This is a genomic window from Cyanobium sp. Maggiore-St4-Cus, from assembly GCF_024345615.1.
In the GTDB taxonomy this organism is placed as follows: domain Bacteria; phylum Cyanobacteriota; class Cyanobacteriia; order PCC-6307; family Cyanobiaceae; genus Cyanobium_A; species Cyanobium_A usitatum.
The window spans coordinates 191,179-205,286 of sequence record NZ_JAGQBL010000002.1 but is presented as its reverse complement, the minus strand read 5'-3'; the positions used below and the strand labels follow the sequence as shown (position 1 = coordinate 205,286).

The window sequence follows — 14,108 nt, the reverse complement described above, 5'->3', positions numbered from 1 at the left end:
TGTTTATTTCGATGCAGCGATTCTGATGAACCAGTTGATCGGGGTGGATCTCGGTGGTAGCGCCATCAAGTTGGGGCGCTTCAGCGAAGCCGGCGACCTGCTGGCGGAGCTGCAGGTGCCTACGCCCCAGCCAGCGGTGCCTGGTGCCGTGACAACGGCAATCGTGGCGGCGGTGCAGCAACTAGATCCTCAGCGGCTGGCCGATCGGGTTGGGGTGGGCCATCCGGGGCCGAGCGACCAGGCCGGCCGGGTGGCGCGCATCGCCATAAACCTGCCGGGTTGGCTGGATGTGCCCTTGGCCAATTGGCTCGAGCCCCTGCTGGAGCGCCCGGTGACCCTGGCAAATGATGGCAACTGCGCCCTGCTCGGTGAGCACTGGCTCGGGGCGGCCCGCGGAGTTAGCGATGTCTTGCTGCTCACCTTGGGCACGGGCGTGGGCGGAGCGGTTTTGCTTGATGGCCAGTTGTTTACAGGTCATCGGGGGGCGGCCGCCGAGCCCGGTTTGATCGGCCTAGATCCCGCTGGTCCGCCCTGCAACAGCGGTAACAACGGCTCACTGGAATCCTTCTGCAGTCGCCGTGGCTTCGATCGCCTCTCCAACGTGGATCCGGCCGAACTCTGCCGCCGGGCCGCTGGCGGCGATGGCGAAGCTCTGGGGGTTTGGCGGGCCTACGGCCAGCTGCTGGGGCAAGGTTTGAGCTCCCTGCTCTATGTGCTCACACCGCAGCTAGTGCTGATTGGTGGTGGCCTCAGCGGCGCCAGCGATCACTTCTTGCCAGCGGTTTGGCAGGAGGTGGAGCAGCGGGTGCAGGCAGCCAGCCGGGAGGGTCTGACGATTCGTCGCTGCAGCCTCGGCAACGGAGCCGGCCGGCTGGGGGCGGCTCGCCTGGCGTTGCAACGTTTGGCGCCCAGCTTGGGATGATGGCTTGATGATTCCTGATCCCTCCCCAGACCTGCTGGCCCGGGCCGCCCAGGTGCGCCGCTGCGCCATGGCCCTTGGCCAACTCGACGATGGCCAGCGCCGTCTGGCCGTGCTGGCCATGGCAGAAGCCCTAGAGCAGGGCAGTGAAGCCATTTTGGTCGCCAACCAGGCCGATCTTGAGGCCGCTGCCGCCGAGGAGCTGGCGCCGGCGCTGGTGGCCCGGCTCAAGCTCGATGGTCCCAAATTGGCAGGGGCGATCGCGGGTGTGCGCCAGGTGGCGGAGCTTGCCGATCCGGTTGGCCGCCGTCAACTCCACACCGAGCTAGATGAGGGGCTGGTGCTGGAGCGGTTAACGGTGCCCCTGGGGGTGCTGGGCGTGATCTTTGAGGCGCGGCCAGATGCGGTGATGCAGATCGCCTCCTTGGCAATTCGCTCCGGCAACGGCGCCCTGCTCAAGGGTGGCCGCGAAGCAAGCCGTAGCTGTGAGGCCATTCATGCAGCGCTGCGCCGTGGCCTGGCCGCTAGTGCGGTGCAGCCCGATGCCCTGGAGCTGCTCACCAGCCGGGAGGAAAGCCTGGGGCTGCTCAAGCTCGATGGGCTGGTGGACTTGATTATTCCCCGAGGTTCCAATGCCCTGGTGCGCTTCATCCAAGACAACACCCGTATTCCAGTGCTGGGTCATGCCGATGGCATTTGCCACTTGTTTGTGGATAGGGCCGCGGATCTGGATCTGGCACTGAAGGTGGCGCTGGATTCCAAGACCCAATACCCGGCAGCTTGCAACGCGATCGAAACCCTGCTTGTTGACGCGGAGACAGCTGCCGATTTTCTGCCCAGGGCCGTGCTGGCCTTCGGGGCAGCCGGGGTTGAATTGCGCGGCGATGCCGCCGCCATGGCGCTGGGTGTGAGCCATGCCGCCTCAGACGACGACTGGAGTACCGAATATTCAGACCTGATCCTGAGCGTGAAGGTAGTGGCCGATCTGGAGGCAGCCCTCGACCACATCGCCCGCTACGGCTCCCGTCACACCGACGCGATCTGCACCCGAGATGCCGCCACGGCCGACCGCTTCCTGGCTGCGGTAAACAGCGCCGGCGTCTACCTCAATTGCTCCACCCGCTTCGCCGATGGCTTCCGCTACGGCTTCGGCGCCGAGGTGGGCATCTCCACCCAAACCATGCCCCCCCGCGGCCCCGTTGGGCTGGAGGGTTTGGTGACCTATCGCTACCGTCTGCGCGGTGAGGGCCATATCGCCGCCGATTACGCCAGCGGCGTGCGCCAGTTCATCCATCGCCCCCTGCCTTTGTGAGCTTCCTGCCATGAGCGATGCGATACAGGTGCGCGGCCTGAGGCTTTGGGCCCATGTGGGGGTGCTCGATTTTGAGCGCAGGGAGGGCCAGTGGTTTGAGCTGGATCTGGAATTGGGCGCGGATCTAAGTGCTGCTGGGCGCAGTGATTCCCTAGCCGACACCCTCGACTACAGCCAGTTGATCACCGCCCTGCAAAAGCAGGCCCGTAGCCTGCGCTGTCAAACCCTGGAGCACTACAGCGAGAGGATTCTCGAACGGATCGAGGAGCTCTATGGCCCGGTGCCGGTTCGCCTTGAACTGCGCAAGTGTCAGGCCCCGGTGTCAGGCTTTGGCGGGGTTGTGGCGGTGCGGCGCAGCCGGCATCACTAGGCAAATTTGAGGCAGAATCCGCCTCTGTGGTGAAAGTCAGGTTCGCTGCCGGGATGGGCCAGGGCCCAGTAGGCCAGCTCTCCGCTGGAGCTTTTGAGCACGGCGGACACCCCAACTTCGAGCCCCGCAGCTGCCCGCTGGGTGGCCAGCGCTGGTGGCAGCGCGCAAGTAAGGCTCAAGCTCAATTGTTTGTCATCGCCAATCACGCTGAAGGGGAGTTGCTTGTAGGCAGGTTCCTCAGCTAGCCCCTGCCGGTAGCCCTCTAGGTGATAGACGTTCCAGTCACCAGCGGGCGAGAGGTTGTACTCCCAGTAGTCGCTGTTACCTGCCGCGGCAAGAAAGAATTCCAGGCAGGTTGCTTGCCAAAGAAGGTCTTGTCGCAGTGGTGGGCCGCTGCTATTAGCAATCCTCAACTTGGCTAGTTCGCCCTCAAGCTGGAATGTGATCTGCAGAGTATTCTCAGTCACGCTGAGTTGGCCATGGAGTGAGTAGAGGGTAAGTTCCCCCTGCATTTCGGTAGCAAAAGGAATTAATTTGAAGCTGGTGCTGTTCATCGCAGTTTTGCCACAATCTGCTGGATTTGTTCTTCCTGGGCCTCAATACTTTCGGTCAGACGAAATTGGGCCAAAGCCCTATCGAGGTTGTGGTTTGAATGGGTTGTACGAAAGTAGACATTGCCAGCTAGATGGTCGCTTAAGAAGCGCAGGCCTAGCTCGAAGCTGATCAGCCTTGCCGACACGTAGATGTAATCCAGGTCTGTATCACTTAGGGATGCTCTTGCCGCGTCGAGGTAGCCCTCTAGGAGGGTCTCGCAGAGATCGAGATCAAATTTGACGCTATCAGGTTCACAGGCTTCTTCCCCCGCAGGATTGCAGGCTGAACGCAAGCAATCACCAATGTCGTAGTGCACCAGGCCTGGCTTAACTGTGTCTAGATCCACCATGCTCACGGCAGTTCCCGTGTGGGCGCAGAGCATCACATTGTTGATTTTGGGGTCGCCGTGAATAGGCCGCAGCTGCAGAAGGCCCGCTTTATTGGCGTCCTCAAGGACCGGTGCCAGTTCGCGGCGTTTCTCCACGAATGCCGCACACCATTGCTCCCGATCGTCATGACCTATTGGGCTGCATAGCAAAGCTTGGTCGTAGGCCGCCAGGTAGGTCGGTGTGACGTGGAAACCCGGCAGGGTGTCGGCTAGTTGCTCTGCGGGCAGGTCGCTGATCAGCAAGTGGAATAGCCCCAGGCCGCGACCTACCTGCCGGGCCTGCTCCCGGTCCGTGATCGCCTCAACCGTCACGGCCTCTTCGATGAAGCTCTGTAGACGCCAAAATTGGCCCTCTGCCCATAGCCAGGGTCGGCCGGTATGGCGGTTTGCGATTAGCCGCGGCACTTCCCATCGTTGTCCGATCAGAGGGTGCTGCTCGGCATGTTCGCTGAGCGCCTCCATGTTTTGCATCACCAGCTCCGGCTGGGGAAACACCCGGGTATTGAGCCTTTGCAACACGTAGCGGCGTGCTGTTGCCCCCCCCGAGTGCAACTCCAATAAATAGGTGTCGTTTACGTTGCCGTTACCAAGGGGCGCAATCGTTGTGACAGGTCCGGGGAGGGCGAAGGCCTCGGCGACCGCCACCAGCTCCGGTTCAGGAGTGGCCATCAGGCGGCCACCAGCCCGGAATGGCGGATCAGAGCCTCGCTGCTTGGCTGACGCCCTCGGAAGGCTTCGAACACCTCAGCTGGAGAGCGGCTGCCACCGAGGCTGAGCACGGTGTCGCGGAAACGGCGGCCGGTGGCCACTATCTCCTCCTCCTGCTCTAGGCCCACCTCCTCGAAAGCGCTGAAGGCATCGGCGCTGAGCACCTCAGCCCACTTGTAGGAGTAGTAGCCGGCCGCATAGCCGCCGGCAAAAATATGGCTGAATGCGCAGAGGAAGGCGTCCTCGGCTATGGGCTCAAGCACCGTTGTGGTGGCAGCGATATGGCGGCGCAGTTGATCGGGACTATCCCCGCTGTCGGGGGTCCACTGGCTGTGCAGGCGTAGATCGGTGAGGGCGAAGTGCACCTGGCGCAGGGTGGCGCCGCCAGCCATGAAGGTGCGAGCTGCCAGCAGCTTTTGGTATTCGGCCTCCGGTAGCGGTTCGCCGCTCTGCCAGTGGCGAGCCATGCCCATCAAGGTGGCACGGTCGTAGCACCAGTTCTCCATGAATTGGCTGGGTAGCTCTACCGCGTCCCACTCCACGTTGTTGATACCGGCTGCCTGGGGCCGCTCCACCGTGGTGAGCATGTGCTGGAGGCCGTGACCAAATTCGTGGAAGAGGGTTTCGACCTCGTCGAAGGTCATCAGGCTGGGGGTGTCCCCAACCGGTGGGCTCTGGTTGCAGATCAAGTAGGCCACCGGCAACACGGGCTCGCCGGTGGCGCTGCGGGAGCGGCCGAGGCATTCATCCATCCAGGCACCACCTCGCTTGCTGCCAGGGCGGCTATAGGGATCAAGGTAAAAACCGGCTAGGGGCTCGCCGTTACGGGCTTCAAGCACTCGGAAATAGCGCACATCGCTATGCCAGATCGGTGCTTCCCCATCTGCGGCCACTATTTGTATGTCGAACAGGCGCTGGCAAAGAACAAACAGCCCCTGCAGTACCTTCTCCAGGGAAAACCAGGGTCTGAGGGCCTCGCTGTTGAGCTCGAAGCTTTCCTGACGCAGCACCTCTGCCCAGTAGCTCACGTCCCAGGGCTTGAGCTCAGCTGCCTCTGGTGCCCCGTGGCGGCTGGCGCAGGCAGCAAGGGCGGCGAGCTCCTGCTGGGCCACTGGGAATGCTGCAGCGCGCAGGTCTTCAAGTAGGTCTTCCACCTCTTGCACCGAGCCTGCCATTTTGGAGGCCAGGCTTACCTCGGCCCAGTTGGCATATCCCAGCAGCTGGGCTTGTTTCAACTTCAGCTCCAGGATTTGGGCAATCAGGGGATTGTTATCCAGTTCGCCGCTGGCGGCTCTGCCCACCTGGGCGCGGTAGACCTTTTCGCGCAGGTCCCGGCGCTCACTGAATTTTAGAAAGGGCAGCACCCTGGGCATGTCTAGGCCCAGGCGCCAGCCGCTTTCACCGGCATCTGTCGCAGCTTGGGCAAGCAGCTGCCGCAGGCTGCCTGGTAGGCCGGCCAGTTCGTCTTCGCTGTTGAGAGTGAGGCTCCAGCCGTTGGTGGCATCGAGCACGTGGTTGCCGAAGGCGGTGGCGAGTTCCGCGAGCCGCTCACAGGCGGCGTTGAAGGCTTGCTGCTCCTGCCCCTCCAGACCCACGCCCCGCAATTGCATGTCCCGTAGCTCCGCCGCCAGGATGCGGCTCTGGGTGGCATCGAGCTGGCTGGGATTGGCTTGCAGTGTCTCGAGAGCCCGATATATAGGACGCGATTGCCCAGCGCGGTTGCCGAATTGCACCACGGCCCCCTGCTGCTGTTGGTGGGCCTCCCGCAGGGCTGGTGTGTTGCAGACGCCATTGAGATGGCTCACCACCCCCCAGCTCCAGCGCAACCGCTCGCCAAGCTGGTGTAGAGGCTCCATAACCTCCTCCCAGCTGAGCGACTCGGATTCGCCTAAGCGCATCTCAAGACTGGCTTCTAGGGCGGAAAGCGATTCGTTTAGCTCGCCTAGTAAGGCAGGGATCGCCTGCTCTACCTGCTCCGGCGTGATCACATCGAAGGGCGGAAGACCCTGACCAACCAGCAAGGGCAGGGGTGCGCTCAGGGTCATGGATGGGGGATTTGGTGCATCCATTCCAGCCGATCCAGCAAGCTTTTGTGAATTAGCCCAGGGCGGTGACCCGGCCCATGGCAACCAGGGCAGTTGCACTCAATTGCTGGGCAAGGGCGTTGGTTGAGGCCTCATAGACATCGATTGCCAGCCGCGGCCAAAAGCCAATCGCCAGCGTCGGTATCAGCAGGGTGAGACCAATAAAAAGCTCCCTTGGACGCATGTCGCCCACCACTGCTAGGGCCGGAATTCTGGGACCGAAGAACACCCGGCGGCAGAGGCTGAGCAGATAAACAGGAGTAAGCACTAATCCGATCGCTGCCAGCACGATGGCGATCACCCGGAAGCCGATGGTGAAGTCGTCGTTCGCGGTGATACCGAGAAACACCGTGATCTCGCTCACAAAGCCACTCATGCCGGGCAGGGCAAGGGAAGCAAGAGAGCTGGCCAGGAAAAAGGCGAATGTGATCGGCAGGGCTTTGGCGAGGCCGCCCATGTTGGGGATTGAAAGGGTTTTGGTTCGCTCGTAAAACACCCCGGTAACAAAGAACATGGCAGCTGCGATCAGGCCATGACTGATCATCTGCAACATGGCGCCGCTAATGCCGAGGGCATCTACTGCACCAATACCGAGCAGCACAAAACCCATGTGGCTCACGGAGCTGCAGGCAATTCGACGTTTGACATTGTCCTGGGCAAAAGCATTCAGGGCGCCATAGACGATGTTGACAATGCCGAGCACAATTAGGGCTGGTGCCAACCTCAGATGCACCTCCGGAAGCATCTGCACGTTGAAGCGCAGCAGGGCGTAGCCACCCATCTTCAGCAGCACCCCTGCCAGCAGCATCGATACGGGCGCATTTGCTTCACCGTGGGCGTCGGGCAACCAGGTGTGGAGGGGGAACATTGGCAATTTCACACCGAAGCCCACCAGGAAGCCCAGGTAACAGAGCAGGCCAAAGGTGCCACCGGGGGAACGGCTGGCTAGCTCTGAGAGGTTGAAGCTGAAGCTGTCGCCTGAGAAGGCAAGAGCAAGGCCGCTCAGCAGGATCAATAGGGAGGCTGTGGCGGTATATAAAATAAACTTAGTGGCCGCATATTGACGCTGCTTGCCACCCCATATTGCGATTAATAGATATACCGGAACCAGCTCAAGCTCCCAGGCAAGGAAGAAAAGCAGAAAGTCTTGTGAGAGAAAAACCAGGCCCTGGGCTGAGGCCTGAACCAGCATCAGGGCGAAATAGAGGCGGGTTTTGGTCTTGATGTTCCAGCTGGCTGCCACCGAAAGCAGGGTTACCAGGCCTGAGAGCAGCACCAGCGGCGTGGAAAGGCCATCAGCTGCCAGGGACCACTCCAGGCCCATGGCCGGCACCCAACTGACCCTTTCCACCAGTTGCAAATCACTGCTGGAGCCATCGAAGTGCCTGCTAAAGCAGAACACCATCAGGCCAAGGTCAATCGCCAGGGTGGCGAGGGCCAGGGTGCGGGGCCACTTGGGGTCGCTGCCATCTCCCGGCAGCAGCGGCATTACCAGGGCGACTGCTGCTGGCAGCAGCACGATCAGGCTAAGCCAGGGAAATGCCGATTCCGCTGCTGGAGCGACCAGGCTGGACGCGGCTAGCAGGGGCATGTTGACGTCCATCACGGCCCGATTGCAGATCTGGTGATTCGCTGAACAAAGCCGAGGTCAGGCACTGTTCAAATCGGCAACCAACCTATCAGCCCCAGTCTCTCGACTGAGTAGATTTACTCACTGTCGCCTAGCTTCTGGTCTGGCAAGTGCTCCCAGCGGCTGCCCAGTTGCTGGATGGCCAGCACCTCGGAGCGGGACTCAACACCGGCCTGGTGCCAGGCCCTCACCATCGCTCTGCTGACGTTCTCGGCCGCTGGTTTGGGGCAAAGGGCAAGCAGGCTTGGACCGGCGCCACTGATTACGCAACCCCAGGCTCCCGCTGCCAGGGCCGCCTCCCTCACGGCCTTGCCACCGTGGATCAGGCCCCAGCGGTAGGGCTCATGCAGGCGGTCGTGCATGCCATCGGTGATCAGGTCGCCATTGCCGGTGCGCAGCCCCTGCAGCAGCAAGGTTAGGGAGCCCAGGTTGATCACCGCATCCCCCACCGGAATTGATTTGGGCATGGCCCGCCTTGCTTCGCTGGTGGTGAGCCTGATAGCGGGGATTGCCACCACGGCCTGAACCAGGGGCGACCACTCACAGCGCACCACCCGCCAGCGGTGAGAGGCCGCTTTGGCTGTCATGCACAATCCCCCCACCAGTGATGGCACCACGTTGTCGGGATGGCCTTCAATATCGATGGCCAACTCCAGCAGCTTCTCGCGGCTGAGGGGCTCGCCCACCAGCGCATTGGCGCCGATCAGGCCAGCCACGATCGCAGTGGCGCTGCTACCTAGACCTCGGGCCGGCGGCACCGCCAGCCGCACTCTTGCCTCAAGGGCCACCGGCTCCTCGCCAGCTTCTTTCCACACCCGTTGGGCCGAGCGATACACCAGGTTGTCGGGCCCACCGCGTAGGTGAGCTCCTTCGCTGCCTTCAATAATCAGATCAAAGCGCTCGCTGCCTCCCTCGATGCAGCGCATCTGGAAGACATTGTCGAGATCCAGGGCAGCCCCCAGACAGTCAAAGCCGGGGCCCACATTGGCGGTGGTGGCGGGAACGTGAACTTCAACCCCTTGTCCGACCCGGGGGCGCACCATGGGACAACTTCTGCTGCGCCCAGTGTCTCAGGCCAGCAGCATGCGGGCCCGGCAGGCCGCACTGAATTGGCCAATGGCCGGATCGACCACGGCCGTGATCGGCATGCTTGCCAGAACCGGCTCTAGCCGACCCTTATTAAGGAATGCCCGGTTAAAGGTGGGCGAGCGCAGGGTTTCGAGCAGTTTTCCTGCGGTGCCGCCGGCCAACCACAGCCCTCCCCGGCTCAGACCAGCCAGGGCCAGATCGCCACACACACTGCCGTAGCAGCCGATCCAGATCTCCAAGGCTTCGCAGGCCAGGCTTTCCCCTAGGGCAGCGCTGGCTGCCACGGCAGCGGGCAGTTCCGACCCCTCGGCTAGCGGGAAAAGGGGATGGTCTCCGCCGGGGTGGCGGATGTGAAGCAGCCAGCGCGCCACTTCGCCCAGGCCCGTGCCGCTAACCACCCGCTCGATCGAGACTCGCTCCAGGCCCCGCTCTTGGGCGAGCCACTGTTTGAGCTCCCATTCCTGCTGGCTGCGCGGGGCGAATTCACCGTGGGCGGCCTCGCTAGCTACCGCTACCAGCCCAGCTGGGGTTGGTACCCCGTAGGCCACTCCCAGACCCGTTCCCGCACCTAGCACCAGCAGGGGCGCCTCAGGCCTCGCCACCCCCGGGCGTATTAGCGCCTGTTGCTCTGAGGTGAGGTGGGGCAGCCCGTAGATCAATACGGCGAAATCATTGACCAGCTCAAACCGCCCAATACCTGTGGCCGCAGCCAGCTGGCTGCCATCGAGCTGCCAGTGGAGGTTGGTTAGTTGGGCCTGACCCGCCACCACCGGCCCAGCCACCGCCAGGCAGGCGGCAGCTGGGGTGGGCTGGCCAACACCCAGAAAGGTTTCAAGCATTGGGGCTAGGTCGTCCCAGTCGGCGGATAGGTAGCGCTCACTGCGCAGCAGCTCCAATTCACCCCCAGCCTGCAGCTGATACAGGGCGAGAAGGGTCTTGGTGCCGCCGATGTCCCCAGCTAGGAGGGTGGTCACTGGCCGGGTGTTGGGACCGCCGGCAGGCCTAGGCCGGCTGCCCGCTCGGCATTTGCCGTCACTGCTGCAGCCAGCAGGTTGGCCACTGCCACGCTGCCGAGCTCGCCTTCGCGCCTGCTGCGCAGGCTCACGGCATTTGTTTCAGCTTCCTTGGCGCCGATCACCCCCAGCAGGGGGATTTTCATCTGCTCGCCGTTGCGAATCAGCTTGCCGAGGCGCTCGCCGGAATGGTCCAGGGTGGCGCGGATGCCAGCGGCCTTGAGCTGCTCAAGTAGCTGCTCGGCGTAGGGCATCACCTCATCGGTAACGGGCAGCAGCCGGATCTGCTCGGGTGCCAGCCAGAAGGGGAAATCGCCGGCGTAGTTCTCGGTCATGATCCCGAAAAACCGCTCCAGCGAACCGAAGATGGCCCGGTGAATCATGATCGGGCGCATTCTTGAGCCATCAGCGGCTACGTACTCCAGTTCGAATCGTTCTGGCAGGTTGAAATCGAGCTGGATGGTGGAGCACTGCCACATTCGCCCGATGGCATCTTCGATTTTTAGGTCGATCTTGGGGCCGTAGAAGGCGCCGCCGCCTTCATCGATCTTGTAGGCCCATCCCTTGCGATCGAGGGCCTCGATCAGTCCTTGGGTTGCCAGTTCCCACACGGCGTCTTCGCCGATCGATTTCTCTGGCCGGGTGGAGAGATTGATTTCGTAGGTCTTGAAATCGAAGGTGGAAAGGATCTCCTCTGTGAGATCGAGGATGCGCAGGATCTCATCGCTTATCTGCTCTGGAAGGCAAAAAACGTGGGCGTCATCCTGGGTGAAGCCGCGCACCCGCATCAGGCCGTGCATCACGCCCGGCCGCTCGTAGCGATAAACGGTTCCCAACTCGGCCCAGCGAATTGGCAGCTCCCGGTAACTCCGCAGGGTGCTTGCGTAAGTGAGCACGTGAAAGGGGCAGTTCATGGGCTTGAGCTGGTATTGCCGCTCATCTACTTGCATGGGGCCAAACATGCTCTCGGCATAGAAGTCGAGGTGGCCGGAGGTCTTCCACAGGCTGATATCGGCCACGTGTGGTGTGTACAGCAGTTCGTATCCAGCTGCGAAATGGGCCTGACGCCAAAAATCCTCGATCAAAAGGCGCATCCGCGCCCCGCGGGGATGCCAGAACACCAGCCCAGCCCCGGCCTCATCCTCGATCGAGAACAGATTCAGGTCGGTGCCCAAACGCCTGTGGTCCCGACGTTTGGCCTCTTCCTTGCGCCGCTTGTGTTCCGCCAGCTGCTCGGGGGTTTCCCAGGCGGTGCCGTAGATGCGCTGCAGCTGGGCTTTGGTTTCATCGCCACGCCAATAGGCGCCGGCGACGCTCTCAAGCTCGAAGGCCTTGGGGTTGAGCTCGCTGGTGTTGGCTACGTGGGGCCCGGCGCAGAGGTCCCACCACTCCTCGCCCAGGGTGTAGAGACTGATGGGCTCGCTGATCCCCGCCAGGATCTCCAGTTTGTAAGGCTCGTTTTGGGCTTTGATCCTTGCCTCGGCATCAGTGCGGCTTACTTCGATCCGCTCAAGCGGCAGACGCCGGCCAATGATCTTGCCCATCTCCTTTTTTATTGCCTTGAGATCGGCCTCGGTGAAGGGATCGGGATTGTCGAAGTCGTAATAAAAGCCGCTCTCGGTCCAAGGGCCAATGGTGACTTGGGCCTGGGGAAAGAGCTTCTGCACCGCCATGGCCAGCACATGGCTCATCGAGTGACGGATGCGCAGCAGCTGGTTGCTTTCGCTGGTTTTGGGCAGGGCGATCGGTGCGGGCTCGGAGCTGCTTGGGTTCACGGGCACTGATCGCGCGGCTAACTAAGGCGAATCTCGATCTTACGCAGCGCTCCTAAGCTGGATCTATGGGTCTTTCTCCTCCAACACCCGAGCATGAATCCCCCGGCGTCCTGCTTGATCAGCTGCTTGGGTCCTTGCTCGACGACTTCAGTTCCTGTTTTGAACGGGGTTTGTTGCTGCTAGATCATTGTCCGGAAACCGTGATGCCCCAAGACCAGCAGCTGATCCTGCGCGATCACCTGGTGGAGGCCCGCAAGGAACTCTGCGCTGCCACCAGCTTGCGCCAGGCGGCTCCGATACCAATGGCCCTCGAGATGGAGACCCTGGCTCCCTGGCATCAACTGATGTTGTCGGTGTGGAATCTTTCGGCGGCCCTGCGCCGGCATGGGGTGACCCTGCCGTGATGGGCGATCGCCGCAACCTGGCTTTGAGCTACGTCCTCTGGGCCCTAGGCCTGGTGGGAGTGTGTGGCGTGCATCGCTTTTACAACCGCAAGCCCCTCAGCGGCACTCTCTGGTTGCTCACTTTTGGCCTCTGCTTCGTGGGCCAGTTGGTTGATCTCTGGTTGATGCCCGAACTGGTTGACCAGGCGAACCGGCCTTTGGTGTTATCAGGCTCGACCCTCTCGGTTGAGCGGCAGCTAGTTCATCTGGCTAGGCGCAGAGGTGAGCTGGGCTTCACCCTCAATGACGCCCTCGTCGAGATGGAGTTGCCGGCTGGGGTGGAGAGTCGCCAGGTGCGTGATGAGATCCAAAGGTTGCTCCATGCTGAGCTGCTGGATGTCGGCAATGACGATCGGGGCCGGGTGATCTACAAGGAGCCTTGAGACAGCGACGTTTTTTGCTGTTGCTGGGGCTGGCGGCTGGAGCCTCTCTGCCCATGGGGTTGTGGAGTTGCCCCCTGCGTCAGCTCACGGGCATACCCTGCCCCACCTGCTACTTAACGCGCTCCGTGCTGGCGACCCTGCATGGCGACCTCGCCCAGGCCCTGGAGTGGCATGCATTTGGCCCGGTGCTGGTGGGGCTAGCGCTGGCCCTGGGGCTCTGGACTCTCTTAGGTGGCCGCCTGGCGTCTCGGCAGCTGCTGCAGTTGGCCTGTGCCGCTGCGCTGCTGGCATTTGGCTACTGGCTGCTGCGGCTTTGGGGCTGGAGCCAGGGCCAGCCTTTGCCGGCCTGAACTGCCGAGGAAGTTCCTAGGCGGGTGGCAAGAAACCCAGAGTTTCCCGCACCCGTTTGAGGGTCTCATCGGCCACGGCCGCAGCCTTGTGTTGGCCATTGCGCAGCACCTCTGCCACCGCGCCTGGCTGCTGACGCCACTCCTGATAACGCTGCTGCACGGGCCTTAAGGCCTCTACGGCAGCTTCTGCCAGCAGGGGCTTAAAAGTGCCCCAGCCCATGGCGCCGCACTGCTCGGCTGCCTGCGAGCGGCTTTTGCCGGCCAGCAGGGCGTAGAGCCCCAGAAGGTTGTCCGCTTCCGGGCGCTCGGGATTACCGAATTCCAGCCCCATGGTGGGGTCGGTTTTGGCCCGTTTGATTTTTTTAACCACCAGTTCCGGTGGATCCAGCAAGCTGATCCGCGAGCCCTCGTTGGGGTCGCTTTTGCTCATCTTTGAGCTGCCATCAGTGAGACTCATCACCCGGGCCCCTTCGCGCAGGATCAAGGGCTCTGGCACCTTGAGCACTGGAATTACCTCACCGTCTGGATTGCGCTTGCCAAAACGGGCGTTGATGCGCTGTTGAGCAATGTCGCGGGCGAGTTCAAGGTGCTGCTTTTGGTCCTCCCCCACTGGCACCAGATCAGCGTCGTAGAGCAGGATGTCGGCAGCCATCAATACCGGGTAATCCAACAGGCCCACAGACACCTGGTCTCCCTGTTTGATTGCCTTTTCCTTGAACTGGATCATCCGCTCCAGCCAATTGAGCGGGGTGACGCAGTTGAGCAGCCAGGCAAGTTCGCAGTGGGCGCTCACATGGCTCTGCACGAACACGGTTGAGCGATCGGGATCTATGCCGCAGGCGAGATAGAGAGCTGCTGTTGAGAGCGTGTCCTCGGCGAGCTGGGCTGGCTGATGGGGAACTGTGATCGCATGAAGATCCACCACACAAAAAAAGGTGTCGTGGCTGCTCTGGAGATCAACCCAATTGCGGATTGCGCCCAGCCAGTTGCCGAGGTGCAGAGCCCCAGTGGGTTGCACCCCAGACAGAACCCTCGGCCGTGTCATGGGAC

General features: G+C 62.1%; 14 protein-coding genes. 6 read left to right on the top strand and 8 right to left on the bottom strand.

Translation table 11 applies throughout. The features are described from left to right. Positions 1-25 precede the first annotated feature (25 nt). The 3 genes from KBY99_RS02810 to KBY99_RS02800 are packed head-to-tail and all read left to right on the top strand — an operon-like array spanning position 26 to position 2,601. A complete protein-coding gene (locus tag KBY99_RS02810; protein ID WP_254997194.1) occupies positions 26-922 on the top strand; it encodes an ROK family protein in 897 nt (298 codons plus the stop codon). Positions 923-929: 7 nt separating this feature from the next. Further along, the gene (locus KBY99_RS02805) at positions 930-2,231 is read left to right on the top strand and encodes a glutamate-5-semialdehyde dehydrogenase (RefSeq protein ID WP_254997193.1); all 1,302 of its coding nucleotides are present in this window, start codon (positions 930-932) and stop codon (positions 2,229-2,231) included. A gap of 10 nt (positions 2,232-2,241) precedes the next feature. After that, a complete protein-coding gene (locus tag KBY99_RS02800) occupies positions 2,242-2,601 on the top strand; it encodes a dihydroneopterin aldolase (protein WP_254997192.1) in 360 nt (119 codons plus the stop codon). Here KBY99_RS02800 and KBY99_RS02795 read toward each other — a convergent pair. The 7 genes from KBY99_RS02795 to thrS all read right to left on the bottom strand — a co-directional run bounded on the left by KBY99_RS02795 (position 2,598) and on the right by thrS (position 11,798). Continuing rightward, positions 2,598-3,155, bottom strand: a complete 558-nt coding sequence (locus tag KBY99_RS02795) for a DOMON-like domain-containing protein (protein ID WP_254997190.1) — start codon at positions 3,153-3,155, stop codon at positions 2,598-2,600. The two genes, KBY99_RS02800 and KBY99_RS02795, sit on opposite strands and share 4 nt — an antisense overlap. Continuing rightward, on the bottom strand, positions 3,152-4,252 hold the full coding sequence (locus tag KBY99_RS02790) for a phosphotransferase enzyme family protein (protein ID WP_254997189.1): 1,101 nt from the start codon (positions 4,250-4,252) through the stop codon (positions 3,152-3,154). Before KBY99_RS02790 ends, KBY99_RS02795 begins: the two co-directional genes overlap by 4 nt. Continuing rightward, complete coding sequence (locus tag KBY99_RS02785) at positions 4,252-6,336, bottom strand: M3 family metallopeptidase (RefSeq protein WP_254997188.1); 2,085 nt, start codon at positions 6,334-6,336, stop codon at positions 4,252-4,254. The genes KBY99_RS02790 and KBY99_RS02785 overlap by 1 nt, the downstream gene beginning before the upstream one ends. Positions 6,337-6,388: 52 nt before the next feature. Next, the gene (locus KBY99_RS02780; protein ID WP_254941270.1) at positions 6,389-7,978 is read right to left on the bottom strand and encodes an NAD(P)H-quinone oxidoreductase subunit 4; all 1,590 of its coding nucleotides are present in this window, start codon (positions 7,976-7,978) and stop codon (positions 6,389-6,391) included. 104 nt (positions 7,979-8,082) lie between these two features. Continuing rightward, positions 8,083-9,048, bottom strand: a complete 966-nt coding sequence (gene thrB / locus KBY99_RS02775; RefSeq protein ID WP_254997187.1) for a homoserine kinase — start codon at positions 9,046-9,048, stop codon at positions 8,083-8,085. 27 nt (positions 9,049-9,075) lie between these two features. Next, positions 9,076-10,068 carry a glucokinase gene (locus KBY99_RS02770; protein ID WP_254997185.1) on the bottom strand — a complete coding sequence of 331 codons (993 nt, stop codon included), beginning with the start codon at positions 10,066-10,068 and terminating at the stop codon, positions 9,076-9,078. Beyond that, the gene (gene thrS / locus KBY99_RS02765; protein ID WP_254997291.1) at positions 10,065-11,798 is read right to left on the bottom strand and encodes a threonine--tRNA ligase; all 1,734 of its coding nucleotides are present in this window, start codon (positions 11,796-11,798) and stop codon (positions 10,065-10,067) included. The genes KBY99_RS02770 and thrS overlap by 4 nt, the downstream gene beginning before the upstream one ends. Before the next feature lie 149 nt (positions 11,799-11,947). Between thrS and KBY99_RS02760 the strand changes: the two genes are divergently transcribed. Genes KBY99_RS02760 through KBY99_RS02750 form a run of 3 tightly spaced genes read left to right on the top strand, consistent with a single transcriptional unit; the run spans position 11,948 to position 13,058 of the window. Further along, positions 11,948-12,286 carry a DUF2605 family protein gene (locus tag KBY99_RS02760; protein WP_254997184.1) on the top strand — a complete coding sequence of 113 codons (339 nt, stop codon included), beginning with the start codon at positions 11,948-11,950 and terminating at the stop codon, positions 12,284-12,286. Continuing rightward, positions 12,286-12,708 (top strand): TM2 domain-containing protein, encoded by a 423-nt coding sequence (locus tag KBY99_RS02755; protein WP_254997183.1) that lies wholly within the window; start codon positions 12,286-12,288, stop codon positions 12,706-12,708. Before KBY99_RS02760 ends, KBY99_RS02755 begins: the two co-directional genes overlap by 1 nt. Next, the gene (locus KBY99_RS02750; RefSeq protein ID WP_254997182.1) at positions 12,705-13,058 is read left to right on the top strand and encodes a DUF2752 domain-containing protein; all 354 of its coding nucleotides are present in this window, start codon (positions 12,705-12,707) and stop codon (positions 13,056-13,058) included. The genes KBY99_RS02755 and KBY99_RS02750 overlap by 4 nt, the downstream gene beginning before the upstream one ends. Before the next feature lie 16 nt (positions 13,059-13,074). Here the strand turns inward: KBY99_RS02750 and trpS are convergent, their stop codons facing one another. Next, positions 13,075-14,103: a tryptophan--tRNA ligase gene (gene trpS, locus KBY99_RS02745; RefSeq protein ID WP_254997181.1), complete on the bottom strand. Its 1,029-nt coding sequence runs from the start codon at positions 14,101-14,103 to the stop codon at positions 13,075-13,077. Positions 14,104-14,108 lie beyond the last annotated feature (5 nt).

Excerpts from the sequence above, each read along its gene's own strand:
- KBY99_RS02810 (WP_254997194.1), top strand. The coding sequence starts at position 26 with ATGAACCAGTTGATCGGGGTGGATCTCGGTGGTAGCGCCATCAAGTTG.
- KBY99_RS02805 (WP_254997193.1), top strand. The coding sequence starts at position 930 with ATGATTCCTGATCCCTCCCCAGACCTGCTGGCCCGGGCCGCCCAGGTG.
- KBY99_RS02800 (WP_254997192.1), top strand. The coding sequence starts at position 2,242 with ATGAGCGATGCGATACAGGTGCGCGGCCTGAGGCTTTGGGCCCATGTG.
- KBY99_RS02795 (WP_254997190.1), bottom strand. The coding sequence starts at position 3,155 with ATGAACAGCACCAGCTTCAAATTAATTCCTTTTGCTACCGAAATGCAG.
- KBY99_RS02790 (WP_254997189.1), bottom strand. The coding sequence starts at position 4,252 with ATGGCCACTCCTGAACCGGAGCTGGTGGCGGTCGCCGAGGCCTTCGCC.
- KBY99_RS02785 (WP_254997188.1), bottom strand. The coding sequence starts at position 6,336 with ATGACCCTGAGCGCACCCCTGCCCTTGCTGGTTGGTCAGGGTCTTCCG.
- KBY99_RS02780 (WP_254941270.1), bottom strand. The coding sequence starts at position 7,978 with ATGGACGTCAACATGCCCCTGCTAGCCGCGTCCAGCCTGGTCGCTCCA.
- thrB (WP_254997187.1), bottom strand. The coding sequence starts at position 9,048 with ATGGTGCGCCCCCGGGTCGGACAAGGGGTTGAAGTTCACGTTCCCGCC.
- thrS (WP_254997291.1), bottom strand. The coding sequence starts at position 11,798 with ATGAGCCATGTGCTGGCCATGGCGGTGCAGAAGCTCTTTCCCCAGGCC.
- KBY99_RS02760 (WP_254997184.1), top strand. The coding sequence starts at position 11,948 with ATGGGTCTTTCTCCTCCAACACCCGAGCATGAATCCCCCGGCGTCCTG.
- KBY99_RS02755 (WP_254997183.1), top strand. The coding sequence starts at position 12,286 with ATGGGCGATCGCCGCAACCTGGCTTTGAGCTACGTCCTCTGGGCCCTA.
- trpS (WP_254997181.1), bottom strand. The coding sequence starts at position 14,103 with ATGACACGGCCGAGGGTTCTGTCTGGGGTGCAACCCACTGGGGCTCTG.